This window comes from Microbacterium karelineae, from assembly GCF_009745985.1.
Classification (GTDB): Bacteria; Actinomycetota; Actinomycetes; order Actinomycetales; family Microbacteriaceae; genus Microbacterium; species Microbacterium karelineae.
This window is the reverse complement of the sequence record NZ_WFIX01000175.1, coordinates 497,602-522,763: the sequence shown is the minus strand read 5'-3', so window position 1 is coordinate 522,763 and position 25,162 is coordinate 497,602. Positions and strand designations below refer to the sequence as shown.

The window sequence follows — 25,162 nt, the reverse complement described above, 5'->3', positions numbered from 1 at the left end:
CGAATGGGCCGGCCTGTACGCCGGGTTCTGTCTGGGATCACTCCCTGGACGGCCATCTCTCTCGGCGACACGTTGCCGTGCCGCTCCAGCGACCTACCCGGGGACTCGGCGAGCAGCCTCAGCGTCCCCTGTTGGTCTTGCTCCGGGCGAGGTTTACCCAGCGCGCCGTGTCACCACGGCCCCTGGTGGTCTCTTACACCACCGTTTCACCCTTACCGGCCGAAGCCGGCGGTCTGCTCTCTGTTGCACTTTCTCGCGGATCTCTCCGGGTGGGTGTTACCCACCGCCCTGCTCTGCGGAGCCCGGACGTTCCTCGGCGCGCTGACGCGCGACGCGACCGCCCGGCCGACCCATTCGCACCCCCAGTCTATCCGCTCGCGGGAGGCCGGAACGCCGCCGGTCAGTGGGCTTCGAGGCCGTCCGACACCCGCAGATCCAGGGGGAAGTCGATCGGGAAGTCGCCGAACAGGGTCCGGCCTGCGGCGGCGGCCGATTCTCGCATCGCCTCGGCCGCCGCGTCGGCGAGCGACGCGGGGGCGTGCACGATGAGTTCGTCGTGCAGGAAGAACGCCAGGTGCGCACGTCGGCCGAAGAGGGATCCGGAGCGCGGGGCCGCCTCCGACGCCTCGACGGGCGGCAGGGCCGCGAGGCGGAGCCGCAGATCCGCCATCCACGCGAGCGCCCACTCGGCCGCCGTCCCCTGCACGACGAAGTTGCGGGTGAACCGTCCGTGGTCGCGCGCCGCACGTCGCGCACGGGCCTCTTCCGCGCCGGACGCCCCCATGGCCGATGCGCGCGACTGCTGCTCGTGCCAGGCATCGCCCGGCGGCGGGCTGGTGCGCCCGAGCCACGTCGCGACCGTGTCGCCCCGCTCGCCCGAACGCGCCGCGTCGTCGACGAGGCGCATCGCGGCGGGGAACACGCGGCGCAGCCGGGGAACGAGCCGCCCCGAGTCGCCCGTCGTCGCGCCGTACATGGCCCCGAGGACGGCGATCTTGGCCTCCGACCTCGTCGCGACGGCGCCCGACGCGACGATGCCCTCGTAGAGGTCCCGGCCGGCCGCGGCGCGCGCCATGTCCTCGTCGCGGGCCATGGCGGCGAGAACCCGCGGCTCGAGCTGCGCGACGTCCGCGTCGATGATGCGCCAGCCGGCATCCGCGCGCACCGCGGGGCGCAGCTGGCGCGGGAGCTGCAGCGCGCCCCCGCCCGAGGACGCCCATCGGCCCGTCACGACGCCGCCCGGCACGAACACGGGGCGGAATCTGCCGCCGGAGACCCACTCGTCGAGCCACGCCCACCCGTTCGCGCTGAGCAGGCGCGAGAGGCGCTTGTATTCGAGGAGCGGCTCGATCACGGGATGGTCGTGCTCGGACAGCTCCCATCTGCTCGTCGAGTCGACCTGCACACCCGCGGCGCGCAGCGACCGCAGCAGCCGCAGGTGGGAGTCCAGGTTCGCCGACGGATCCCCGAGCGCCTCCCGCACGCGGGCCGCGACCGCCTCGAGCTTCTCGGGCCGCCCGCCCGTGCCGCGCGCGCCGAGCTCGTCTGTGAGGATCTCCTCGTGTCGGCGCACGTCCCAGGGCAGCCCGGCGGCGTGCATCTCCGCCGCGACGAGGGATCCCGCCGATTCGGCGGCGAGGAGCAGCCGGAGGCCCGCGGAACGCGGCGAGGCGCGCAGCGCGGCGGCCTGCCGCCCCCATTCCGCGAGGGTCTCGTCGATCCCGTCGAGGCGCGGACCCGACGGCTCGATCCGGAACAGCCCGTCGTCGGCGGGGGCCGCGTCCGGCATCGCGTCCCACGCCGACGGCGCGGCCCCGCCCTCCGCGGCGGCGAGGATCGCGTGGCTCAGCCGCAGGTCATGACATCGCGCCACGGTGGTCTCGTGCGCGAGCAGCCAGGTCGCCCAGTCGCGGGTGTCGCTCCAGACCCAGCGGGGGCCGCCGGCGCGCTCGACATCGGCGATCCAGGCCGGCGCCTCGTCGACAGGCACGTCGATGCGGGCGGCCTCGCCGGTGTCGTCGAGGGCGACGGCCGCGATGCGGCCGCCCGCACGGCCCAGCGCGATCAGGCGCGCGGCGCGGAGGGGATCAGGAGAAGCGCACACCGCTCGGCCGCCCGGCATGCGGCGCGTCGAGGTCGCGGCGGAAGCTGGCGCCCGCGTCCATCGACTCGTTCGCGGCGGCGTCCGCGCGCTTGTTGTCGCCCCGGGGCACCCACTCGAATGTGACGCGCCGGCCCGCGATCAGCTCGTGGGCGCGGCGCGCGAGCACCTGCATATCGGGGTGCTTGATCTTCCAGCGGCCCGACATCTGCTCGACGACGAGCTTCGAGTCCATCCGCACGTGCACGGCGGCGGGCTCGCGCTCGAACGCCGCCTCGAGGCCTGCGATCATGCCGTTGTACTCGGCGACGTTGTTCGTCGCGACACCGATGAAGATGCCGACCTCGACGAGCACCTCGCCCGTGGCCGGGTCGATGACGACGGCCCCGCCCGCGGCGGTGCCCGGATTGCCTCGCGACCCGCCGTCGGCCTCGACGATCAGCTGCGCTCCGGAGGTCACAGGCCCGACTCCGCAGTGCGCACCATGATGCATCCGCACTCCGGGCAGTGGGCCACCTCGTCGTCCGCCAGCGTCTTGAGGGCGGCGAGGTCGCGCGGCGAGATCGACATGTGGCATCCCCCGCAGGTGCCCTGCTGGAAATGCCCCGCGCCGGGGGCGCGCTTCCCGATGCGCGCGTAGTCGGCGAGGAGATCGGCGGGGATCCGCGCGGCGACTGCGGCCCGATCACGCGTGAGAGCGGCGACATCGTCGGTCGCCCTCTGCACTGCGGCCTTGCCCTCGGCGCTGAGTCGCTGGCCCTCTGCTGTGGTCTCGTCGAGCAGCGCCTGCTGCTCCGCGACGGCCGCCTCGGCCTGCTGCAGCGCCTCCATGATCTCGAGCTCGCGCGTCTCCAGGGAGTCGATGCGTGCGTCGAGCGACGCGATCTCGCTCTCGAGCGCGCGGGCGTCCCGCGCGATCGCGGTCTTGTCGAGCCGCTCACGGTCGCGATCGCGGCGCTTCCGCGCCACGTCGATGTCGCTCTCGAGGCGCGCGAGCTCCATCTGCTGATCGTCGCGCTGGTTGGTGCGCGCTACCAGCTCGCGCCCCTGCTCGTTCCGCTGAGCGATCAGCTCCTTCACGCGGGCGGACTGGGGCGGATTCGCTCGCGCGTCCTCCGCACGCCGGAGCGCGACGTCGAGGTCGACGAGGTCGAGGAGAAGTCGTTGATCGGAGGGAGCGGATTTCACGTGGGTCCTGCCGGGATCGAACCGACGACAACCTGGGTGTAAACCAGGTGCTCTACCAGCTGAGCTAAAGACCCGTGCCCTCGAGTCTACGCGGATGCGTGTCCGGGCCGATGCAACGCCCTGCCCGCGTTGTCGTTAGGCTGGGCCCAGATGCGTGCGGTACGCACCGGCCACACCCGGTGCGCGCCTCCGTGCGCGCCGATCCAGTTTTCCGGGCACGATCTGCCCGCACGACGAAAGGTCCCCCGGTGGCAGTTCACGATCAGGATCCGTACTCGCAGGGTGCCGTCGACAGCGACCCGGAGGAGACCGCCGAATGGCAGGAATCCCTCGACCAGCTCGTCGACGCGAAGGGCTCGCAGCGCGGCCGCGAGGTCATGCTCAGCCTGCTGAGCCGTTCGAAGGAGCGTCGCCTCGGCGTGCCGATGGTGCCGACGACCGACTACGTCAACACGATCTCGGCCGAGGACGAGCCCGAGTTCCCCGGTGACGAGGAGCTGGAGCGCCGCTACCGCCACTGGATCCGCTGGAACGCCGCGATCACGGTGCACCGCGCGCAGCGCCCCGGCGTCGGCGTCGGCGGCCACATCTCGACGTATGCGTCGGCCGCATCGCTCTACGAGGTGGGCCACAACCACTTCTTCCGCGGCCTCGACGACGCCGTCGGCGGCGACCAGATCTTCTACCAGGGCCATGCCTCCCCCGGCATGTACGCCCGCGCCTTCCTCGAAGGCCGCCTGTCCGAGCAGCAGCTCGACGGGTTCCGCCAGGAGAAGTCCGCCGCACCGCTCGGACTGCCGTCGTACCCCCACCCGCGCATGCTGCCCGACTTCTGGCAGTTCCCGACGGTGTCGATGGGCCTCGGTCCGATCAACGCCATCTACCAGGCGATGACCAACAAGTACCTCCAGGCGCGCGGCATCAAGCCCGTCGCCGACTCGCATGTCTGGGCGTTCCTGGGCGATGGCGAGATGGACGAGGTCGAGTCGCGCGGTCAGCTGCAGGTCGCGGCGAACGAGGGCCTGGACAACCTCACCTACGTGATCAACTGCAACCTGCAGCGCCTCGACGGTCCGGTGCGCGGCAACGGCAAGATCATCCAGGAGCTCGAGAGCTATTTCCGTGGCGCGGGCTGGCACGTCATCAAGCTCATCTGGGGCCGCGGCTGGGACGAGCTGCTGGCGCGTGACCTCGACGGCGCGCTGCTCAACCTCATGAACACGACGCCCGACGGCGACTTCCAGACGTTCAAGACCGAGGACGGCGCCTTCGTGCGCGAGAACTTCTTCGGCCGTGACCCCCGCGCACTCAAGCTCGTCGAGAACTACACCGACGACCAGGTCTGGGCGCTGCAGCGCGGAGGACACGACTACCGCAAGGTCTACGCCGCCTATAAGGCCGCGATGGAGCACAAGGGCCAGCCGACGGTCATCCTCGCCCACACGATCAAGGGCTACGGCCTCGGGCCGCACTTCGAGGGCCGCAACGCGACCCACCAGATGAAGAAGATGACGCTCGACGACCTCAAGCTCTTCCGCGACACGATGCAGATCCCCGTCTCGGACAAGCAGTTCGAGGACGACCCGTACCGCCCGCCGTACTACCACCCGGGCGAGGGCGACGACACGATCCAGTACATGCGCGAGCGTCGCCGCCAGCTCGGCGGCTTCCTGCCCGAGCGCCGCACGACGAACGTGCCGCTCGAGCTGCCGAAGGACAAGGACTACGCGCTGCCGAAGAAGGGCTCGGGCAACCAGGAGGTCGCCACGACGATGGCCTTCGTCCGGATGCTCAAGGACCTCATGCGCGTCAAGGGATTCGGCAACCGCATCGTGCCGATCATCCCCGACGAGGCCCGCACCTTCGGCATGGACTCGTACTTCCCGTCGGCGAAGATCTACAACCACAACGGCCAGAACTACCTCTCGGTCGACCGCGACCTGCTGCTCGCCTACAAGGAGAGCCCTGAGGGTCAGATCATGCACGTCGGCATCAACGAGGCCGGCGCGACCGCGGCGTTCACGGCGACGGGCACGTCGTATGCGACACACGGCGAGACACTGATCCCGGTCTACATCTTCTACTCGATGTTCGGCTTCCAGCGCACGGGCGACGCCTTCTGGGCGGCGGGCGATCAGATGGCGAAGGGCTTCGTCATCGGCGCGACCGCGGGCCGCACGACCCTGACGGGCGAGGGCCTGCAGCACGCAGACGGGCATTCGCCGCTCCTCGCGTCGACCAACCCGGCCGTCGTGTCGTACGACCCCGCCTTCGGCTACGAGGTCTCGCACATCGTGCAGTCGGGCGTCGAGCGCATGTACGGCGGCACTCACCCCGACCCCGACGTCATGTACTACCTCACGGTGTACAACGAGCCGATGAAGCAGCCCGCGGAGCCCGAGGGCGTGGACGTCGACGGCATCGTCCGCGGCATCCACCGCGTGTCCGAGGGATCCGGCGACGGCCCCCGCGTGCAGCTGCTCGCCTCGGGCGTCGGCGTGCCGTGGGCGAGCGAGGCGCAGGAGATGCTCAAGAACGACTGGGGCGTCGTCGCCGACGTGTGGTCGGTGACGAGCTGGAACGAGCTGCGTCGCGATGGCCTGGCTGTCGACGAGCACAACCTGCTGCACCCCGAGGACGAGCCGCAGACCGCCTATGTGACCGAGAAGCTGCGGCACGCGGAGGGGCAGCCCTTCGTCGCGACGAGCGACTTCGTGCACGGCGTGCAGGACCAGATCCGCCCCTGGATCCCCGGACCGTACGGCACCCTCGGCGCGGACGGATTCGGCTTCAGCGACACGCGCGCCGCCGCGCGCCGGTTCTTCAAGATCGACGGCGCGTCGATGACGGTCAAGGCGCTCCAGATGCTCGCCGAGCAGGGCAAGGTCGACCGTTCGGTCCTGGCGCAGGCGATCGAGAAGTACCGCCTGCACGACGTCAACGCCGGCACCTCGGGCAACGAGGGCGGCGACGCCTGATACGTCGCCGACACTCGACCGGGCGAGGCTCCCAGCGCGGAGCCTCGCCCCGCTGTCCCACGAGGGAGTGACATGACCGACAGCACGCGCGCAACGATGGACAAGCAGGCCACCCTCGCGTGGCTCAGGAGGATCTCGGGCGACATCTCGACCGCGACGCTCCGGCGCCTCGAGGAGACCCTCCCCTGGTACGCCGAGATGCCGCCCGCCCGACGATCCGCCGTGGGCCTCGTGGCGCAGGCCGGCATCACCTCGTTCATCGAGTGGTACCAGGATCCGAGCGAGGCGCCGACGATCACGGCCGACATCTTCGCGGCGGCGCCGCGGGAGCTGCTGCGCAGCGTGAGCCTCCAGCAGACGCTGCAGCTCGTGCGCGTGACGGTCGACGTGACAGAGGAGAAGGTCGCCGGCCGCGGGGATCACCTGCGCGAGGCGATCCTGCTCTACTCGCGCGACGTCGCCTTCACCGCCGCCGATGTCTACGCGCGCGCCGCGGAGTCGCGTGGCCTGTGGGACGCGCGACTCGAGGCTCTCGTCGTCGACACGATCCTCACGGGCGAGACCGACGACGAGCTCCCGAGCCGCATCGCGGCTCTCGGCTGGCACGGCCACGGGGAGGTGTGCGTGCTCGTGGGCACGACGCCGCCGTCGTTCGATGTCGACCTGGTGCGCCGTCGCGCGAGGAAGCTCGGCGTCGATGTGCTCATCGGCGTGCAGGGCTCGCGGCTCGTGCTCGTGCTCGGCCGCGCGGAGGCGCCGGGCCAGGAGGCGGCGCCCGACGACGACGCGCTGAGCTTCCGGGAGATCGCGACGCAGCTGGAGCCCTTCTTCGGCACAGGGCACCTCGTGATCGGCCCCACGATGGACGCGCTCGTCGACGCGAGCCGCAGCGCCCGCGCCGCGCTCGCCGGCTTCGCCGTCGCGGCGTCGTGGCGGGGGGCTCCCCGGCCCGTCGAGGCGGACGATCTCCTCCCCGAGCGCGCACTGGCCGGAGACGTCGTCGCGAAGCAGACCCTCATCGAGCGCATCTACCGCCCGCTCGAGGGGCACTCGACCGACCTCGTGACGACCCTGTGGAGCTACCTCGACAACGGGCGCTCCCTCGAGGCGACCGCCCGCGAGCTGTTCGTGCACCCCAACACCGTGCGGTATCGGCTCAAGCGGGTGACGGACGTGATCGGCTGGGACGCCACGGGCCCGCGCGAGGCGCTCATCCTGCAGACGTCGCTGATCCTCGGATCCATCGGCTCGTCGGAATCGCTCAAACGCCGTCACGCGGCGCGGCGCGGCGAACGCCGCTGATGGCCCGCTTCGTGGGGTTCGCACAATGCGATGCCCGATTCTTGTGAGAGCGGCGCCAGCCCCGGGCGGACGGACGGGGGAAGAATGGATCGGGTGATCGTCGCCGCATTCCCCGGACAGGGCTCCCAGACCCCCGGATTCCTCGCACCCTGGCTCGAGATCGACGGCGCGCGCGAGCGCCTCGACAGCTACTCGGAGGCCTCGGGCGTCGACCTCGTCGCCGCCGGAACCGAATGGGACGCGGACGCGATCCGCGACACCTCGGTCGCCCAGCCGCTCATCGTCGCCGCGAGTCTCCTGGCCTGGCAGCAGCTGGGATCCGACGAGCGCGCCGCGTTCGGCGGCGTCGCCGGCCACTCCGTCGGCGAGATCGCCGCACTCGTGGCGGCGGGCGTCATCGGCGACCTCGACGGCATGCGCCTCGTCGGCGCGCGCGGCCGCGCGATGGCCGAGGCCGCCGCGCTCGCAGACACGGGCATGAGCGCGGTCGTGGGCGGCGTCGAGGACCAGGTGCTCGCTGCGATCTCCGACGCCGGCCTCTCCCCCGCCAACCACAACGGCGGCGGCCAGATCGTCGCGGCCGGATCCCGGGAGGGTCTCTCGGTGCTCGCCGAGGCCGCACCGCGCGGCGCGCGCGTGATCCCGCTCCAGGTCGCCGGCGCCTTCCACACGAGCTACATGGAGCCCGCGCGCGCGGCGCTCCAGAGCGCCGTCGACGCGATCGACGCCGTCTCCGACCCGACTCTGCCGCTGTGGACGAACAGCGACGGGAGCATCGTGACCTCCGGTGCGCGCGCCCTCGAGCTCATCGTGCACCAGGTGCAGAATCCCGTCCGCTGGGACCTCTGCATGGCCGCGTTCGCCGAGGCGTCCGTCGCCGGTCTCGTCGAGCTCACCCCCGCGGGCGCGCTCGTCGGCCTCGCCAAGCGGGGCCTGCGCGGCACACCGGCGGTCGCCGTCAAGACCCCCGACGACCTGGCCGCGGCGCGCGACCTGCTCGCCGAGTCCGCCCACTGATCGCCGGCCGCAGGAAGAGTCGTAAGAAGAAGAGATGACCCCCGTCCTCACAGAAGCACCCACCCACGCTCACTCCCGCATCCTCGCGATGGGTGCCGCGCGCGGCGAGAACCCCGTCCCGAACGACGCCCTCGTGGGCCCGATCGACTCGAGCGACGAGTGGATCCGCCAGCGCACGGGCATCGTGACGCGCACGCGCGCCGACAAGACCACGAGCGCGACGGATCTCGCGATCGCCGCCGCGAAGGAGGCGGTCGAGAAGGCCGGCATCGACCCGTCGCAGATCGGGCTCGTCATCTGCGCCACGATCAGCAACGTGCAGCAGACGCCGTCCATGTCGGCCGTCGTCGCCGACGCGATCGGGGCCACGCCGGCCGCCGCGTACGACACCAACGCGGCGTGCGCCGGGTACTGCTACGGCATCGCACAGGCCGACGCGCTGATCCGCACCGGCGCGACCACCTACGCCGTCGTGGTCGGCGCGGAGAAGCTCAGCGACATCGTCGATCCGACCGACCGCTCGATCTCGTTCCTGCTCGGCGACGGCGCGGGCGCCGCGGTTCTCGGGCCGAGCGAGACGCCGGGCGTCTCGGCTTCCCAGTGGGGATCCGACGGCTCGAAGGCCGCGCTCGTGGGCATGAACGCCACGCTCACCGAGTTCCGCGACGGCGAGGCCGAGTGGCCCACGCTGCGCCAGGAGGGGCCGAGCGTCTTCCGCTGGGCGGTGTGGGACATGGTGAAGGTCGCCAAGAAGGCCCTCGATGACGCGGGCGTCCGCGCCGAGGACCTCGCCGCGTTCGTGCCGCACCAGGCCAACGGTCGCATCATCGACGAGTTCGCCAAGCAGCTCGGCCTGCCTGAGAGCGTCGCGATCGGGCGCGATGTCGAGACGACGGGCAACACGTCCGCCGCGTCGATCCCGCTCGCCACACATCGCCTCCTGCAGGAGCGACCCGAGCTCTCGGGCGGCCTCTCGCTGCAGATCGGCTTCGGCGCGGGCCTCGTCTACGCCGCGCAGGTCGTCGTCCTGCCGTGAACGGAGCCCCGTCACCCATAGACTGAGTGGCGGTTTCCCGAGCCAACCGAACCCGAACAGCCACTATCAAGGAGAGAATCCATGGCACTCAACACCGATGAGGTCCTCGCGGGCCTGGCCGAGCTCATCACCGACGAGACCGGAATCGACGCCGGCGAGGTCGCGCTGGAGAAGTCGTTCACCGACGACCTCGACATCGACTCGATCTCGATGATGACGATCGTCGTCAACGCCGAGGAGAAGTTCAGCGTGACGATCCCGGACGACGAGGTCAAGAACCTCAAGACGGTGAAGGACGCGGTCGACTTCATCACGTCGAACGCGGAGTGAGACATGCGGGCGTCGCGTCGCATGAGCGGCGCGGCGCCCCGTCATCGCTGAACAACTCGGAGCAAGGGAACCTCGAATGACCAAGCGCATCGTCGTGACCGGTATGGGCGCCACATCAGCCCTAGGCGGCACCGTGGCGGACAACTGGAAGAACCTCCTCGACGGCGTATCGGGCGCGCGCACCCTCGAGCACGACTGGGTCGAGGAGTACAGCCTCCCCGTCACGTTCGCCGCGGAGGCCGCCGTTCGGCCCGCAGAGGTGCTGCCTCGTCATGAGGCGAAGCGTCTCGACCCGTCGACGCAGTTCGCCCTCATCGCCGCCCGCGAGGCATGGGAGGACGCCGGCGCCCCGGACGTCGCGCCCGAGCGCCTCGGCATCGACTGGGCCACGGGCATCGGCGGCGTATGGACCCTGCTGGACGCATGGGACACGCTGCGCGAGAAGGGACCCCGGCGCGTGATGCCCCTGACGGTCCCGATGCTCATGCCGAACGCCGGGGCGGGCAACCTCTCGCTGCAGTTCGGCGCGAAGGCCTTCGCCCGCACGGTGGTCAGCGCCTGCGCCTCCAGCACGGAGTCGATCGGGAACGCCTACCAGCACCTGCAGGACGGCCTGGCCGACGTCGTGATCGCCGGAGGCGCCGAGTCGGCGATCCATCCGATCACGGTGGCGTCGTTCGCCTCGGCCCAGGCGCTCTCGCGACGCAACGACGACCCCGCGGGCGCCTCCCGACCCGGAGCGATCGACCGCGACGGATTCGTCATGGGCGAGGGCGGGGCCGCGCTCGTGCTCGAGACGGAGGAACACGCCCGTGCACGCGGCGCGCGGATCTACGCCTACCTCGTCGGCGGCGGCGTGACGGCGGACTCCTACCACATCACGGGCAACGACCCGGAGGGCGCCGGTGCGGCGCGCGCGGTGGAGCAGGCGCTCGAGCAGGCCGGCGCGTCACCCGACGATGTGACGCACATCAACGCCCACGCGACCTCCACCCCCGTCGGAGATCCCAACGAGTACGTCGCTCTCAAGAGGGTGTTCGGCTCCCGCGTCGACGACATCCCCGTCTCGGCGACGAAGGCCTCGACGGGCCATCTGCTGGGCGGCACCGGCGCTCTCGAGGCGGTCTACACCGTCCTGGCGCTCCGCGACCGCGTCGCCCCGCCGACGATCAACATGACCGAGCAGGATCCCGACGTGCCGTTCCAGCTGTCGACCGCTCCGCAGCCGCTCGGCGACGGCCCCCAGCTCGCGATCAGCAACTCCTTCGGCTTCGGCGGACACAACGCGGTCGCCGCGTTCGCGTCCTACGAGGGCTGAGCCGCATCACGGCGGCCCCCGGAGTGTTCTCCGGGGGCCGCCGTTGGTCTGTGCGGGCGTCAGCCGACCTTGTGGAGCCACACGACGGGCGCGTCGTCCCCGGCCGTGCGGAAGATCTCGAGCTCGTCGTCCCAGGCGCTGCCGAGCGCGGTGTCGAGCTCGCGCCTCATCTCGAGCGGGTCGAGGTTCTCCAGCGCCGCGCGGATCCGCTCCTCGGGCACCACGATGCTGCCCGCGGCGTCCATGGGCGAGAAATGGATCCCGAGATCGGGCGTGTGCATCCAGCGCCCGCCCGTCGAACGGGGCGTCGGCTCCTCCGTGACCTCGAACCGCAGGTGCTCCCAGCCGCGGATCGCCGTCGCGATCGCGGCGCCTGTGCCGGCCGGGCCGTCCCAGACGAACTCGGCGCGTCGGGCTCCGCCGAGGACCGGCTGATCCTGCCAGGCGAAGTTCACGGCCTTGCCGATGGAGCGCCCGACGGCCCACTCGAGGTGCGGGCACAGCGCTTTCGGGGCCGAGTGGATGAAGACCACTCCGCGCGCAACTGGTGTCGCCATGATCTCTCCGTTTCGTCAGGTGCGGCTTCCCCTCCGTACCTGAACGGCGCTGATCTGGCGATCTGACGTATTCGGCTGTTCCCTCGTATTGTGTCCCACGCGGCCCGGAAAGACAAGCAGGCGCGGCACACTCGCGAATTCGCGTGGGGCGGGTGGGACTTGAACCCACGGATCGTCGAGTTATGAGCTCGTTGCCTTGACCATCTTGGCTACCGCCCCGGGCGCATCGAGCCTATCGGTAGTCGCCGCGATCCTCGTCGTCGGTGCGCTTGTCGCTTGTGCGATCCGCGGCGGCGGTGCCGCCGTCGCTCCCCCGGCGGATCGGGAGCTCCTGGCTCTCGCTCACGACCTGCGGGTGATGGCGCGCGAGGAGCACGACCCCGACCGTCGCGACCGCTCCCGCCAGGGTCCAGATGATGATCGTCCAGAGCGGCGCACGGGCGGCCTCATCGAGGAGCGTCGCGCCGATGACGACGGCGACGATCGGGTCGACGACCGTGAGTCCGGCGATGACGAGGTCCGGCGGCCCCGACGAGTAGGCCGTCTGCACGAAGTACGCGCCGGCGACGCCCGCGGCCGCGAGGGCGATGGCGCAGGCGAGCGTGAGCAGGTCGACGTTGCCGTCCTGGATCCGCTTGATGATCACCTTGGCGAGCGTCGCGACGAAGCCGTACAGGATGCCCGCGCCGGTGATGTAGAACAGGGCGCCCGCCCGCGTCCGGAACATGATCCACGCCGTGCCGACCACGATGAGCACGACGAGCAGGATCACGAGCAGCACGAGCAGCTGCGTGTCGTCGAGAGGATGCTCCACCGCATAGAGAGCGGCGAAGACCACGAACACGAAGATGCCGCCGAGGCAGAGCCCGATCGATGTCAGGGATGCTCTGGTCGGGATGTGGCCGGTGGCCTGCGCGTTGAGCAGCGTCGTGATCACGAGGGAGATCGCCCCGAGAGGCTGCACGACGATGAGCGGGGCGATCGCGAGCGCGGACAGCTGGCAGAAGATCGCGGCGCCGAGCAGCAGGGTGCCCACCACCCAGGAGGGGCGCCGCAGCAGGCTCACGATGTGGGAGGCGCTGAGGCCCGTGCGCCCGGTCTTCCCCGCGAGATGCTCGACCTTGCGGACGCCGCGGCTCTGATACTGCGCGCCGAGCGACATGAACACCGCCCCGGCGATCGCCAGCGGGATGCCGAGCAGAAGTCCCGGGTTGTCGAACAGGCCGATGAGATCGTCCGGCGATACCTCGGCCGTCGCGCTGATCGGCTCTCCCCACGTCACGGCCCTCACACTAGTGGGCCGAGATGCCGGATCGCGTGAAAGGCGGGGCGCGTCCGGTGTGCCCGGGGGATATCCCCAGCAGGACGACGCGTGGCGCGGGATCTCGCAGGACGCCTCGGTAGCCTGGTCGAATGCCCATCCTGCCGATTCGCATCTGGGGCGACCCCGTCCTGCACGCCCCCGCAACCGAGGTCGACGAGATCACCGACGAGATCCGCACGCTCGTCGCCGACATGTACGAGACGATGGACGCCGCGCCCGGCGTCGGCCTGGCGGCTCCGCAGGTCGGCGTGGGCCTCCGGATCTACACCTACACGTACGAGGATGACGACGGGAACCCCTGGCGGGGCGAGGTCATCAACCCCGAGCTGTGGATGACGCCGCCCGAGCCGGGCGACCCCGACGAGGACACCGAGTCGGAGGGCTGCCTGTCCTTCCCCGGCGAGAGCTTCCCGCTGCGGCGCGCGGATCGCGTGATCGTGACCGGCACCGACATCGAGGGAGAGCCTGTGCGGCTCGAGGTGTCCGGGTGGCGCGCGCGCATCATGCAGCACGAGTTCGACCACCTCGACGGTGTGATCTACATCGACCGCCTCGGAGACGGCGACTGGAAGACCGCGCAGAAGATCGCGAAGAAGCGCCGATGGGGCGTTCCCGGTGCGAGCTGGACCCCGGGGATCGACGACCTGGAGGCCTGAGGGCCCGAACGATTCCGACGGGGCATCCAGCGCCGGATCCGGTAACGTCACTCGCGGCGGGCGACTGTCCCCTCCCGCCACGACACAGCGACACAGACTGGATACCGCATGTTCTCTCAGCACCGAGCCGCCCGATTCGCCGCCGTCGGAGGCGCGCTCCTCCTCGCCGCCTCCCTCGCCGGGTGCGGCAGCATCAGCTCCCTGCTCGGGGGTGCCGAGCGCGACGCCGAGACGGACGAGGTCACCGAGAGCGGCACCGAATCGGTCTTCGACATCAAGGTCGGCGACTGCCTGCTCGAGCCCGACGCGACCGGCGACGAGATCTACGACATCGAGATCGTCCCCTGCGCCGACCCGCACGACTACGAGTTCTACTACGAGTACTCGCTCGACCTCGGCGAGGAATGGCCGGGCGACGCCGCGATCGAGGAGGACGCCGGCCCCCGCTGCGACGCCGAGTTCGAGAAGTTCGTCGGGGTTCCGTTCCAGGAGTCGGAGGCGCTCTGGTACAGCTACTACTCCCCCAGCGCCGAGTCGTGGGCCGACGGCGACGACGTCATCCAGTGCATCGTCTTCGAGGCGTCCGACCCGAACGGCATGGAGGTCGTGCAGGTCGAGGGAAGCCTCGAAGGCGCCGCGCGCTGACGCCGCGAACCGTGCGGCAGGGCCTCGCCGCATGGCGGGCCCCTGCCGCGCGGAGGCAGGCGCGCGAGACTCGCGGTCTGTTCCGGATCGCGCGCGATCCGTGCCGGGAAGGAGACCGGGGACGATGGACCTCGACGCGGACCTGATCCGGGCGCTGCAGGAGGACGGCCGTGCGAGCATCCACGCGCTGTCGATGCGCCTGGGGCACTCTCGCGCCACGGTCTCGGCTCGCCTGCACGAGCTGCTGGCAGGCGGCGCCGTGCGGGTGGTCGCCGCTGTCGATCCCGCCTTCCTGGGTCACCACGTGCTCGCGCACGTGTCGATCCGCACGGACGGATCGGTCGAGCCGGTCGCCGCGCATCTGCGCGGTGTCTCCGAGACCGTCCTCGTCTCCGCCGTCGGGGGCGCATTCGACCTCGTGACCGAGGTGCGCGCGGCCTCGACGCCGGATCTCCACGCGCTCCTCGCCGAGATCCGCAGGCTGCCAGACGTCACCGACATCAGCACGCTCATCTACGTCGCGGTCATCAAGGGCTTCTTCGTATCGGAGTACCGGGGCGACCTGGTGATCGACGACACCGACATGTCGCTCATCGAGCTGCTTCAACGCGACGGCAGGATGAGCTACCGCGCGCTCGGCGAGGCCGTGCGCCTGTCTCCGTCCGCCGTCACCACGCGTGTCCGCCGCCTCGTCACCGGCGGCGTCATCACCATCAGCGCCGTCGAGGCGCGCGGCCTCGCGCATCGCCAGCTCTCGATGGGCGTCGGGCTCACCCTCGACGCCGACGACGAGGCGGTGCTCGACGCACTCCGCGAGGACCGCGGAGTCGATTTCGCGGCCCGGACGCTCGGGAGGTTCGATGCGGTCGCGACGCTCGTCGGGCCGACGGCCGGTGCGCTGTTCGAGAGCCTCGAGCGCCTCCGTTCCCTGCCCGGCGTGGCGCGGGTCGAGACCTGGCTCCACCTCGCGGTCCTGAAGGAGGATTACGCCCGCGCCCTGCGGCCCGCCGGCGCATGAGCGGCGGGCCGTGCGTCAGTCCGGCACCGCGGCGAGGTGCACGCTGCGTTCTGTGTGCGACCGCGCACGGAACGGGAGCATCGCCGCGAGGTAGATCAGGAACGTCACGACGAAGGCCGCCGCCGTCGCCCCGATGGGGCTCGGCCACACATACGTGAGCAGGTACGACACGACGGCGCCGACGAGCCAGGCCGCGATCGCGATCGGGTTCACTCCGCCCACGAACCAGTAGCGGCCGCCCGTCGCGCGGAGGATGTCCGCGCTGTATGACGAGCGTCGGATGATGTAATAGTCCACGATCATGATCGCGAACACCGGCACGAAGAACGCGCCGATCATCACGAGGAAGGTCGTGAACTGGTCGAGCAGCGCGAGCCACATCGAGCCTGCGATCGAGACGGCGCCGAGTACGAGCGCCGTGGGCAGGAAGCGCGGCTGGCGGCCCGGAAGCGAGTTCATGACGGACGTCGTCATGCCGTACACGACCATCGTGTTCGTCGCCATGACCGAGATGAAGATCACGATCGCGATCGGAGCACCGAATGCGGTGACGAGTGCAGTCGGGTCGAACTGGGCGGCGTCCGTGCCTGAGAGCAGGATGTACGCGAACGCCGTCGCGCCGAGCGACATCGACACGATCGTCGAGGTCGCGTAGCCCGCGACGGATCCGACGATCCCCGCCCGCGAGGTGCGCGCGAGCCGGTTGAAGTCGGCCGAGAGCACGGTCCACGAGATCGCCGTCGCGATGACGATGTCGAGCACGAACACGTGCGTGAGCTCGCCGGTGGGCCGGATCTCGAAGTACTCTGCGGGCGGGAACGCGCGGAACCCCTGGATGAACATCCACCCGATGACGACGAGCATGAGCACCGCGAGCCAGGGCTCGACGCGGGCGATCCCCTCGTGGCCGAAGATCGCGAGCACGACCACGATCGCCTGGCACAGGACCGAGAACAGCACGGGGTTCGAGTAGCCGGTCAGCTGCGAGACGAGGGCGTCGACTGTGACGCCCGCGAGCATCGCCTGCACCCAGCTCCACCCCATGAGGACGAAGACGTTCGCCGCGAGGGGCAGCAGGCTTCCGCGCGTGCCGAAGGATCCGCGCGTGAGCGCCATGGTGGGCAGTCCCGTGCGTGTGCCGATGTTCCCGACGGCCGCGAGGACCGCGGCACCGGCGAGCGTGCCGACGACGATCATCGCGATCGCGCCGCCGTAGTCGATGCCGGGCACGAAGAGCGTGCCCGTGAGCAGCGTCGTCACGACGAGATTGGCGGCGAGCCAGATCATGCCGACTCTCGGCGTCGCGAGCGTGCCCGTGACGGGTCCGGTGGCGTCAGCGGGGGTTTCGCGCCTGCGTTCGGATGACATCATCGTCTCCTTGTCTGGGGGGTCACTCGGCGGAGGAGATCGCCGAGAGGTGCTCGTGGACGGCGACCAGGCGATCGTCGTCGATGCGGAAGACGATGCTCTCGCGCTCGCGATAGGCCTCCTCGCCGTCGGCGGTCCTGATGCGCGTCGCGACGGTGTGGCTGAAGACGGCGCCGCCGGGGAAGGCCTGCACGAGGACGTCCTCCGAGTCGCAGGCGACGACGGCCCAGCCGCTCTCGCGCCACGACTCCCAGAGCCGTTCATAGCTCGCCCTGTCGTCGAGCCGGGCGGGCTCGGGATGGAAGACGAAGGCGGCGTCGCGGGCGAAGGCTGCGAAGTAGCGCTCGCCGTCGTTCGCAGCGAACGCGTCGACGATGGCCGCGGCGGCGGCGCGCACCTCCGCCGCGCCGGGCGTCCGGATGCTCATCGCGTCTCCCTGGGCGCCATCGCGCTGATGAGCTCGTACGCGAGGTGAGAGGCCGCGACGGCTGTGAGCTGCGCGTGGTCATATGCGGGGGCGACCTCGACGACGTCGGCCCCGACGATGGGGCGACCGGCGAGGGCGCGCACGATGCGCAGCAGCTCGCGCGAGGTGAGCCCGCCGGCCTCAGGGGTTCCCGTGCCCGGCGCGTGGGCGGGGTCGAGGACGTCGATGTCGATCGAGATGTAGACGGGCGCGTCGCCGACGCGGGACAGGATCCGCTCGATCGCGCGTTCGACGCCGTCCTCCTCGATCTGTTCGCTCGTCACGATCGCGAACCCCAGGCGCTCGTCGTCGAGCAGATCCGACTCCCCGTACAGGGGGCCGCGCGTGCCGACGTGCACGCTCGCGGTCCGATCGATGAGGCCCTCTTCGCTCGCGCGGCGGAACGGCGTTCCGTGCGTGACGGGTGCGCCGAAGTAGGTGTCCCACGTGTCGAGGTGGGCGTCGAAGTGGATCACCGCGACGGGGCCGTGGTCGCGGGCGACGGAGCGCAGGAGCGGCAGGGCGATCGTGTGATCACCGCCGAGCGCCACCAGCCGGGTGCCTCCCGCACGCAGCGCGGTCGCCGCCTCGTCGACCGCGCGGATCGCGTCGTCGATGTCGAAGGGGTTCACAGCGATGTCGCCCGCGTCGACGACCTGCTGCGACGCGAACGGCGCCACGCCCTGCGCGGGGTTGAACGGGCGCAGGAGGCGCGACGCCTCCCGCACATGGGACGGACCGAATCGCGCGCCCGGCCGATAGCTCACGCCGCTGTCGAAGGGAACGCCGACGACGGCGATGTCTGCGCGGTCGACCTCGTCGATGCGGGGCAGGCGCGCGAAGGTGGCGATGCCCGCATAGCGAGGGACGACGGATGCGTCGACGGGGCCGATGGGATCGGTCATGGCGGAGCCTCCTGGTATCGGATCTCCCCGGATCGTAGGCGCGTGCGGCTCACCGCGGCAAGCGAAGAAGTCCAGTAGAAGGCGGCGATCACTGGCTTTCTGCGCACCGGAGTCGGCGGATCCTCCGCTCGTGTCCATCAGAAAGACTGCGAGACAGGATTTCTGAACGCGCCGCGTCGCAGCCCGCGGAATCTCGCCGGATACGGAGAAGGCCCCCACCCCGAAGGGTGGAGGCCTGTTCGCTCCCCGGATTGGATTCGAACCAATAACCTGCCGGTTAACAGCCGGCTGCTCTGCCGTTGAGCTACCGAGGATCATTCCCGCTGCGCGTCGCGCAACTCGAACAGCTTAGCAAACGCACGCGCCGTCTTCGAAACCGGGCCTGCATCCGGGCGCGTCGCGTCGGCGCCGTCACGCCTCCAGGAAGGCGAGGGCGTCCTCCGCCCCCGGCGTGACGATGGGGTCCTCCCCCGCGCGCCGCGTCGTGACGACGGATCCCTGGTCGAGGACGATCCGGTCGGCGCCGATCTCGTCGGCGAAGGCCGAGTCGTTCGTCACGACGAACGCCGCCATGCCCCACTCCGCGCGCCGGCGCAGGATCGCATCGCGCACGACATGCCGTACCTCGACGTCGATGCCCGTCAGCGGCTCGTCGGCGATGAGGAGGCGCGGATCCATCACGAGGGCGCGCGCGAGCGCGACGCGCTGCCGCATGCCCGCGCTCAGTTCGTGCGGGAACTTGCCGGAGGCGCCGAGCGGCAGCCGCACCTCGTCGAGCAGGTTCGACACGCGCACCTCGAGGCCGCGCCGGGCGACCTTCGGCTCGCGCGCGACGATCGGCAGCACGATCGACTCGCCCACCGTGAGGTCGGGATCCAGCCCCGGGCCGGCGTCCTGAGAGAGGTACCCGACGCGGTAGGTCAGCACACTGCGCGCCCTCCCCGGTCGCCGCGCAGAGACGCCGCACACCGTCGCCGAACCGCCGACGATCCGCGTGTCGCGCCGCCCACCGGCGAGAGCCGCCGCGAGCGACGACTTCCCCGATCCGGTCGACCCCGATACACAGAGGGCGCCGCTGTACGGCAGCTCCGCGGTGACGCCGTCGACGGCACGCACTGCGTCGGGCCCCCGGCCCCGCGAGACGCTCAGGTCATCGGCGCGGACAGCCCAATCGGTCAGCTCGGGAATGCGCATGGTTCCATCCTGCCCTCACTCGTCGACGAGACGGCGCCGTTCCTGGTCGAGATCCCGCAATCGGATGCGCACGGCCCGCCCCTCCTCCGACTCGGGCTGCACGCGCTGTACGGCCCCGAGCAGCTCCTGCTTCTCGGCGTCGAGCGCGCGCACGATGATCCGGCGGCACAGATCGTTGGCCGAGAGCGCCGCATGCTCTTCGTCGCGCGCGGGGAAGTCGCGCATGAGCACCTCGCCGCCCAGCTGACGCAGCGCCTGCGGCAGCTGATCGATCGCGGCCTGCCCCCACCCCGGCTTCGTGCGGTCGACCGACGCGATCGCGCCGCGCACGGCGTCGAGCGCCGGCGTGCGGAAGGCCGCGTGGAGCGCGCGCTGCAGGAGCGCGGCATCGATGCGGTGACCGTACTGCAGGATCCCCGTGAGCGCGTCGCGTTCGATCGCGACGTCGCGCGTACGGGGAAGCGACGCGAGCGTCGTCGCGGGTCGTGCCGCGGATCCCGCGTCCGCCGGCGCGGCGCGCTCCTCGCGCCGGGACTCGCCACGGGCCGCGCTCTCGACCTCGCGATGCACGTCCGTCGGATCCATGCCGAGCCGCTGGGCGAGCACCCGCTCGTATCCGGGACGGATCAGGCGGTCGCGGATCTCCGCGACGATCGGGGCCGCCGCCCGCAGCGCACCCACGCGACCCTCGACGCTCGTCAGGGGGAAGCCCGCGAGCTTCCGGTCGATGACGAACTCGAACATCGGCGCGCGGTGGTCCAGGAGCGAGCGTACGGCCGCGTCGCCGCGCTGCAGCCGCAGATCGCACGGATCCAGCCCGTCGGGTGCGACCGCGACGAACGTCTGCGCCGAGAAGCGGTCGGCGTCGGCGAATGCGCGCAGCGCGGCCTTCTGCCCCGCCTCGTCGCCGTCGAAGGTGAAGATCACCTCGCCCGTGGCGGAGTCGTCGCCCATCACACGGCGCAGCGTGCGGATGTGCTCGCTGCCGAACGCGGTGCCGCACGTCGCGACCGCCGTCGTGAGGCCCGCGAGATGGCACGCCATCACGTCCGTGTAGCCCTCGACCACGATCACGCGCTTCGGGTCGCCGCGGGAGATGTCTCGCTTGGCGAGGTCGAGGCCGTACAGCACCTGGTTCTTCTTGTAGATCGGCGTCTCGGGGGTGTTGAGGTACTTCGGCCCCTTGTCGTCGTCGAAGAGGCGGCGCGCGCCGAAGCCGATGGTCTGCCCCGACACGTCGCGGATCGGCCAGACGAGGCGGCCTCGGAAGCGGTCGTACACGCCCCCGCGCTGGTTCGTCGACACGAGGCCCGCCGTCACGAGTTCGTCGCGCGAGAACCCCTGGCCCGTCAGGTGGGTGAGGAGTCCGTCCCACCCCTTCGGCGCGTATCCGACTCCGAAGTGCGAGGCCGCGCCCGGATCGAAGCCGCGCTGGCCGAGGAACGCCCGCGCCTGCTCGGCCTCGGGCGAGAGGAGCTGCTGACGGAAGTACGCCGCCGCCTGCGTGTGCGCCGCGTACAGGCGCGTGCGGCCGCTCGTCTCGGGCGCCGGCCCGCCCTCCTCGTACGTCAGCTGGAAGCCGATGCGCTGCGCGACCTTCTCGACGGCCTCCGCGAAGGTGAGGTGATCCATCTCGCGCAGGAAGGTGTAGACGTCGCCCGACTCGCCGCAGCCGAAGCAGTGGTAGAACCCCTGACTCGGCCGCACATTGAAGCTCGGGCTCTTCTCATCATGGAACGGGCACAGGCCCTTGAGCGAGCCGATGCCGGCCGACTTGAGCGCGACGCGCTCGCCGATGATGTCGGCGATGTTGGTGCGGGCCTTCACCTCGTCGATGTCGGCCTGCCGGATCCGCGGCATCAGAGCGCCTCGGCCGGTTGCGCGGCCCGCATCCGGATGCCGACCTCCGCCGGGTCGATGTCGCCCACGAGGCGCGCGTGCCACGCGACCGCGGACTGATCGGTGAGGCTCGCGACCTGGTCCACGATGACGCGCTTGCGTTCGGCGTCTGTCGCGGCATGCACGAAGTCCGCGGCGAAGGCCGGATCGAGCTGGTCTGCGCCCGACGACCACAGCGTGTCGGCCGCCCAGAGCGCGTCGGCGATGCGGGTGAGCACGCGCCGCTGCTCGGCGTACACGCTGCGCCGCGCGTCGATCGTGACGATCGACGCGCCCATGATGCCCTTGAGCACGGCGATCTCGACCTCGACATCGCGCGGCACGACGACATGCGCGCCGTAGCGCGTGAGCGTCTCGGCCGGATACGCGGCCCGCGTCGACGCGACGGCCGAGCTCGCGAAGCGCCCGATGAGGTCGCTCGTGAGGTTCTTCAGGCGGGCGAGCGCCTGACGCGAGCGGTCGAACGACGTCAGCCACATCGGCAGGCGGGTGAGGCGGTACAGCGCGTCGGCGAGCTCCTCGCGGCTGTAGTCGTATCCGACCCACGCCTGGATCTTCCCGACGAGCGGGTGATGCTCGATCGGATCCGCGAGCAGCGCGACGTCGACGTACCCGTTGACGACGGCGTCCTCGAAGTCGTGCACCGAGTAGGCGATGTCGTCGGAGAGATCCATGACCTCCGCCTCGATGCAGCGCACCCGCTCGGGGGCGCCCTCGCGCATCCAGCGGTAGATCTCCTCGTCCTCGGGGTACACGCCGAACTTCAGGCGGCCGCCCGGATCGGGCACCGGCTCGTCGATCGTCCAGGGATACTTGCACGTCGCATCGAGCGTCGCGCGCGTGAGGTTGAGGCCCACCGACGTCTCGCCGTCGAGCACCTTCGCCTCGAGGCGCGTGAGGATGCGCAGCGACTGGGCGTTGCCCTCGAAGCCGCCGATGTCCGCGGCCCACGCGTTGAGCGCCTTCTCGCCGTTGTGGCCGAACGGCGGATGGCCGAGGTCGTGGCTCAGGCAGGCCGCGTCGACGACGTCCTCGTCGAGGCCGAGCGCCATCGCCAGCTCGCGACCGACCTGGGCGACCTCGAGGGAGTGGGTGAGGCGGTTGCGGGCGAAGTCGGCGTCGCTCGCGGGGCTGAGCACCTGCGTCTTCGCGGCGAGCCGGCGCAGCGCGGCCGAGTGCAGCACGCGCGCGCGGTCGCGGGCGAAGTGGCCGCGGGCGGAGCGGTGCCGCTCGGTGACGAAGCGCTGCGTGTCGTGATCGGAGTACCCGGCGGGTGTCTGGCCGGGCACGCGCTCACCCGCCACTGGTGTCCAGCTCCGCGTCCTGCAGCTCGGCCGTCTCGGCGACGTCGATCGCGCGCGAGTCGAGCCACCCCTGGGGCAGCACGGGGCGCCGCGCCCGGCCCGACCGGCCGCGTGGGCCCTCGACGGGCTCGCCGGGGTACGGCGCGTCGAGGTCGAGGTCGCCGATGAGGTCGTCGATCTGCGCGAGCGAGTCGACCTTCGTGAATCGGCCGCGCATCTCACCGCCGACCGGGTATCCCTTGAAGTACCAGCCCGCGTGCTTGCGGATGTCGCGGCATCCGCGCAGCTCGTCTTCGTAGAACTCGACGAGCAGCTCGGCGTGCCGACGGAACGCCTGTGCCACGAAGGCGAGGCTCGCGTCGACGACCGGCGCGTCGCCCCCGAAGGCGCGCGCGAGCTCGCCGAACAGCCAGGGCCGCCCGAGGCAGCCGCGACCGACGACGACGCCGTCGCAGCCGGTCTCGTCCACCATGCGCACGGCGTCGTCGGCGCTCCAGATGTCGCCGTTGCCGAGCACGGGGATGCTCGTCACGTGCTGCTTCAGCTCGCCGATCGCCGACCAGTCGGCGGTTCCCGAATACGACTCCTCGAGCGTGCGGGCATGGAGCGAGACGGCGGCGGCTCCGACGTCCTCTGCGATGCGGCCCGCCTCGAGGAACGTGAGGTGGTCGTCGTCGATGCCCTTGCGCATCTTGACCGTGACGGGCACGTCGCCCGCCGCGTCGACGGCGCTCTTCACGATGTCGCGGAAGAGGTCGCGCTTCCAGGGCAGCGCGGATCCGCCGCCCTTCCGCGTGACCTTCGGGACGGGGCAGCCGAAGTTGAGGTCGATGTGATCGGCGTGGTCCTCGGCCGCGATGATGCGCGCGGCCTCTCCCGTGAAACGCGGATCCACGCCGTAGAGCTGGATCGATCGAGGCGTCTCCGATTCGTGGTGCCTGATGAGGCGCATCGTCACGTCGTTGCGCTCGACGAGCGCGCGCGTCGTGATCATCTCGGTCACGTAGAGGCCGATGCCGTACTCGCGGCACAGGCGCCGGAAGGCCATGTTCGTCACGCCGGCCATCGGCGCGAGCACGACGGGGACGTCGATGCGGAGGGGGCCGATGACGAGGGGCGGCATGGCGCGCACGCGGGCGTCGCGCGGCGCTGTCTCGAGTGCGATCGTCACGGATCCATCTTCTCACCGATCGCCTGCGCGGATCCCGCGCGGACGTAGCCTGTGGATATGAGCATCGCAGCCGATCCCCGCACGATCCCCTTCGCCGACGCACACGGCGCCGAGAAGACGCTCGCCGACTACGGCGACGGCGTGATCCTCGTCGTGAACGTCGCGTCGAAGTGCGGCTTCACGCCGCAGTACGAGCAGCTCGAGCAGCTGCAGCGCGCCTACGGCGACCGCGGCCTGACCGTCGTGGGCTTCCCGTGCAACCAGTTCATGGGGCAGGAGCCCGGCTCGACGGACGAGGTCGTCGAATACTGCACGACGACGTGGGGCGTGACCTTCCCGATCGCGGACAAGGTCCGCGTGAACGGATCGCACGCCGCCCCGCTGTTCAAGGCGCTCAAGAAGACGAAGGACGGCAAGGGTCTCGCGGGCCCCGTCGCGTGGAACTTCGAGAAGTTCCTCGTGCTGCCGTCGGGCGAGGTGCGCCGGTTCCGGTCGAAGACCGTCCCCGACGATCCCGCGATCGTCCGCCTGATCGAGGAGCATGTGGCGTCCTGACCCAGCCGGGATAATGGCAGGATGCCGAAGCCGTACACGCACCCGGACGCCGTGCCGTTCAAGCCGCTGAACTGGACGGGCCTCGAGCCGCCCGCCTTCGCGGGGCCGGTGCCGAACCACGTCGCCATCGTGATGGACGGCAACGGGCGCTGGGCGAACAGGCAGGGTCTCCCCCGCACCGACGGCCACCGGGTGGGCGTCGACGCGATGCTCGACGTCATCGCCGGCGCCGTGCAGGCGGGGGTACGGCATCTCTCGGTCTACGCCTTCTCGACGGAGAACTGGAAGCGCTCCCCTGCCGAGGTGCGCTTCCTCATGGGCTTCAACCGCGAGGTGCTGCATCGCCACCGCGACCAGCTGAACGAGTGGGGCGTGCGCGTGCGGTGGGCGGGGCGGCGCCCGAAGCTCTGGGGCTCGGTCATCAAGGACCTGCAGGCCGCGGAGGAGCTGACGCGCGACAACACGACGATGACGCTCGCGATGTGCATCAACTACGGCGGGCGATGGGAGGTCGTCGACGCGATGCGGAGGATCGCCGAGGACGTGCAGGCGGGGCGCGTGAGGCCGTCGGCGATCAGCGAGAAGATGGTCGCGAAGAACCTCTACCTGCCGAACATGCCGGACGTGGATCTGTTCATCCGCTCGGGTGGCGAGACGCGCACGAGCAACTTCATGATGTGGGAGGCGTCGTACGCCGAGATGGTGTTCGATGACGCGCTGTGGCCCGAGTTCACGCGCGAGAACCTCTGGCGCGCCATTCAGACGTTCCACGCCCGCGATCGCCGCTACGGCGGTGCGATCGACAGGGCCTGACAACGGGTCGCGCCGCG

The 25,162-nt window shown here is 70.8% G+C and carries 23 protein-coding genes, 3 tRNA genes and 1 other RNA gene; 11 read left to right on the top strand and 16 right to left on the bottom strand.

Annotated features, from left to right (window positions below; translation table 11 throughout):
- From rnpB to GB932_RS05885, 5 genes are all read right to left on the bottom strand, one after another.
- Positions 1–353: RNase P RNA component class A (gene rnpB, locus GB932_RS05905), an RNA gene on the bottom strand.
- Positions 354–400: 47 nt separating this feature from the next.
- The gene (locus GB932_RS05900; protein WP_156759740.1) at positions 401–2,122 is read right to left on the bottom strand and encodes a bifunctional 3'-5' exonuclease/DNA polymerase; all 1,722 of its coding nucleotides are present in this window, start codon (positions 2,120–2,122) and stop codon (positions 401–403) included.
- The gene (locus tag GB932_RS05895) at positions 2,088–2,561 is read right to left on the bottom strand and encodes a reverse transcriptase-like protein (RefSeq protein WP_231916012.1); all 474 of its coding nucleotides are present in this window, start codon (positions 2,559–2,561) and stop codon (positions 2,088–2,090) included. The genes GB932_RS05900 and GB932_RS05895 overlap by 35 nt, the downstream gene beginning before the upstream one ends.
- The gene (locus tag GB932_RS05890) at positions 2,558–3,289 is read right to left on the bottom strand and encodes a zinc ribbon domain-containing protein (RefSeq protein ID WP_156759738.1); all 732 of its coding nucleotides are present in this window, start codon (positions 3,287–3,289) and stop codon (positions 2,558–2,560) included. The genes GB932_RS05895 and GB932_RS05890 overlap by 4 nt, the downstream gene beginning before the upstream one ends.
- 1 nt (position 3,290) lies before the next feature.
- Positions 3,291–3,363 (bottom strand) — tRNA-Val (locus GB932_RS05885).
- Positions 3,364–3,537: 174 nt separating this feature from the next.
- Between GB932_RS05885 and aceE the strand changes: the two genes are divergently transcribed.
- The 6 genes from aceE to GB932_RS05855 all read left to right on the top strand — a co-directional run bounded on the left by aceE (position 3,538) and on the right by GB932_RS05855 (position 11,270).
- Positions 3,538–6,267 (top strand): pyruvate dehydrogenase (acetyl-transferring), homodimeric type, encoded by a 2,730-nt coding sequence (gene aceE, locus GB932_RS05880; RefSeq protein ID WP_156759737.1) that lies wholly within the window; start codon positions 3,538–3,540, stop codon positions 6,265–6,267.
- Positions 6,268–6,339: 72 nt separating this feature from the next.
- Entirely contained in the window at positions 6,340–7,569 is a 1,230-nt protein-coding gene (locus tag GB932_RS05875) for a PucR family transcriptional regulator (RefSeq protein ID WP_231916011.1), read from the top strand.
- Between the two features lie 93 nt (positions 7,570–7,662).
- Complete coding sequence (locus GB932_RS05870; protein ID WP_156759736.1) at positions 7,663–8,586, top strand: ACP S-malonyltransferase; 924 nt, start codon at positions 7,663–7,665, stop codon at positions 8,584–8,586.
- Positions 8,587–8,620: 34 nt separating this feature from the next.
- Entirely contained in the window at positions 8,621–9,622 is a 1,002-nt protein-coding gene (locus GB932_RS05865; RefSeq protein ID WP_156759735.1) for a beta-ketoacyl-ACP synthase III, read from the top strand.
- 81 nt (positions 9,623–9,703) lie between these two features.
- The gene (locus tag GB932_RS05860) at positions 9,704–9,952 is read left to right on the top strand and encodes an acyl carrier protein (protein ID WP_156759734.1); all 249 of its coding nucleotides are present in this window, start codon (positions 9,704–9,706) and stop codon (positions 9,950–9,952) included.
- Positions 9,953–10,028: 76 nt separating this feature from the next.
- Entirely contained in the window at positions 10,029–11,270 is a 1,242-nt protein-coding gene (locus GB932_RS05855) for a beta-ketoacyl-[acyl-carrier-protein] synthase family protein (RefSeq protein WP_156759733.1), read from the top strand.
- A gap of 59 nt (positions 11,271–11,329) precedes the next feature.
- Here the strand turns inward: GB932_RS05855 and GB932_RS05850 are convergent, their stop codons facing one another.
- The 3 genes from GB932_RS05850 to GB932_RS05840 all read right to left on the bottom strand — a co-directional run bounded on the left by GB932_RS05850 (position 11,330) and on the right by GB932_RS05840 (position 13,109).
- Complete coding sequence (locus GB932_RS05850) at positions 11,330–11,827, bottom strand: DUF3145 domain-containing protein (protein WP_156759732.1); 498 nt, start codon at positions 11,825–11,827, stop codon at positions 11,330–11,332.
- Positions 11,828–11,971: 144 nt separating this feature from the next.
- Positions 11,972–12,046, bottom strand: a tRNA-Ile gene (locus tag GB932_RS05845).
- A 13-nt stretch (positions 12,047–12,059) separates the two neighbouring features.
- Complete coding sequence (locus GB932_RS05840) at positions 12,060–13,109, bottom strand: DMT family transporter (protein WP_231916010.1); 1,050 nt, start codon at positions 13,107–13,109, stop codon at positions 12,060–12,062.
- A gap of 131 nt (positions 13,110–13,240) precedes the next feature.
- Here GB932_RS05840 and def point away from each other — a divergent pair, with 131 nt between their 5' ends.
- From def to GB932_RS05825, 3 genes are all read left to right on the top strand, one after another.
- A complete protein-coding gene (def, locus tag GB932_RS05835) occupies positions 13,241–13,807 on the top strand; it encodes a peptide deformylase (protein ID WP_156759731.1) in 567 nt (188 codons plus the stop codon).
- Between the two features lie 108 nt (positions 13,808–13,915).
- Complete coding sequence (locus GB932_RS05830; RefSeq protein WP_156759730.1) at positions 13,916–14,452, top strand: septum formation family protein; 537 nt, start codon at positions 13,916–13,918, stop codon at positions 14,450–14,452.
- A gap of 124 nt (positions 14,453–14,576) precedes the next feature.
- Positions 14,577–15,470, top strand: a complete 894-nt coding sequence (locus tag GB932_RS05825; protein WP_156759729.1) for an Lrp/AsnC family transcriptional regulator — start codon at positions 14,577–14,579, stop codon at positions 15,468–15,470.
- A gap of 15 nt (positions 15,471–15,485) precedes the next feature.
- On the opposite strand, the gene GB932_RS05820 is transcribed toward GB932_RS05825, so the two are convergent.
- The 8 genes from GB932_RS05820 to dusB all read right to left on the bottom strand — a co-directional run bounded on the left by GB932_RS05820 (position 15,486) and on the right by dusB (position 23,729).
- A complete protein-coding gene (locus GB932_RS05820) occupies positions 15,486–16,838 on the bottom strand; it encodes a purine-cytosine permease family protein (protein WP_306769933.1) in 1,353 nt (450 codons plus the stop codon).
- A gap of 22 nt (positions 16,839–16,860) precedes the next feature.
- The gene (locus GB932_RS05815) at positions 16,861–17,265 is read right to left on the bottom strand and encodes a nuclear transport factor 2 family protein (protein WP_156759727.1); all 405 of its coding nucleotides are present in this window, start codon (positions 17,263–17,265) and stop codon (positions 16,861–16,863) included.
- Complete coding sequence (gene speB, locus GB932_RS05810; RefSeq protein WP_156759726.1) at positions 17,262–18,209, bottom strand: agmatinase; 948 nt, start codon at positions 18,207–18,209, stop codon at positions 17,262–17,264. The genes GB932_RS05815 and speB overlap by 4 nt, the downstream gene beginning before the upstream one ends.
- Before the next feature lie 242 nt (positions 18,210–18,451).
- A tRNA-Asn gene (locus tag GB932_RS05805) sits at positions 18,452–18,523 on the bottom strand.
- Between the two features lie 97 nt (positions 18,524–18,620).
- Positions 18,621–19,403, bottom strand: a complete 783-nt coding sequence (locus GB932_RS05800; protein ID WP_156759725.1) for an ATP-binding cassette domain-containing protein — start codon at positions 19,401–19,403, stop codon at positions 18,621–18,623.
- Between the two features lie 15 nt (positions 19,404–19,418).
- Positions 19,419–21,263, bottom strand: a complete 1,845-nt coding sequence (gene dnaG / locus GB932_RS05795) for a DNA primase (protein WP_156759724.1) — start codon at positions 21,261–21,263, stop codon at positions 19,419–19,421.
- Positions 21,263–22,591 (bottom strand): deoxyguanosinetriphosphate triphosphohydrolase, encoded by a 1,329-nt coding sequence (locus GB932_RS05790; protein WP_231916009.1) that lies wholly within the window; start codon positions 22,589–22,591, stop codon positions 21,263–21,265. The genes dnaG and GB932_RS05790 overlap by 1 nt, the downstream gene beginning before the upstream one ends.
- A 4-nt stretch (positions 22,592–22,595) precedes the next feature.
- Entirely contained in the window at positions 22,596–23,729 is a 1,134-nt protein-coding gene (gene dusB, locus GB932_RS05785) for a tRNA dihydrouridine synthase DusB (RefSeq protein WP_156759812.1), read from the bottom strand.
- A 105-nt stretch (positions 23,730–23,834) separates the two neighbouring features.
- Here dusB and GB932_RS05780 point away from each other — a divergent pair, with 105 nt between their 5' ends.
- Positions 23,835–24,332 carry a glutathione peroxidase gene (locus GB932_RS05780; protein ID WP_156759722.1) on the top strand — a complete coding sequence of 166 codons (498 nt, stop codon included), beginning with the start codon at positions 23,835–23,837 and terminating at the stop codon, positions 24,330–24,332.
- A gap of 21 nt (positions 24,333–24,353) precedes the next feature.
- Positions 24,354–25,145 (top strand): isoprenyl transferase, encoded by a 792-nt coding sequence (locus GB932_RS05775; RefSeq protein WP_156759721.1) that lies wholly within the window; start codon positions 24,354–24,356, stop codon positions 25,143–25,145.
- The last annotated feature ends 17 nt before the right edge of the window (positions 25,146–25,162 follow it).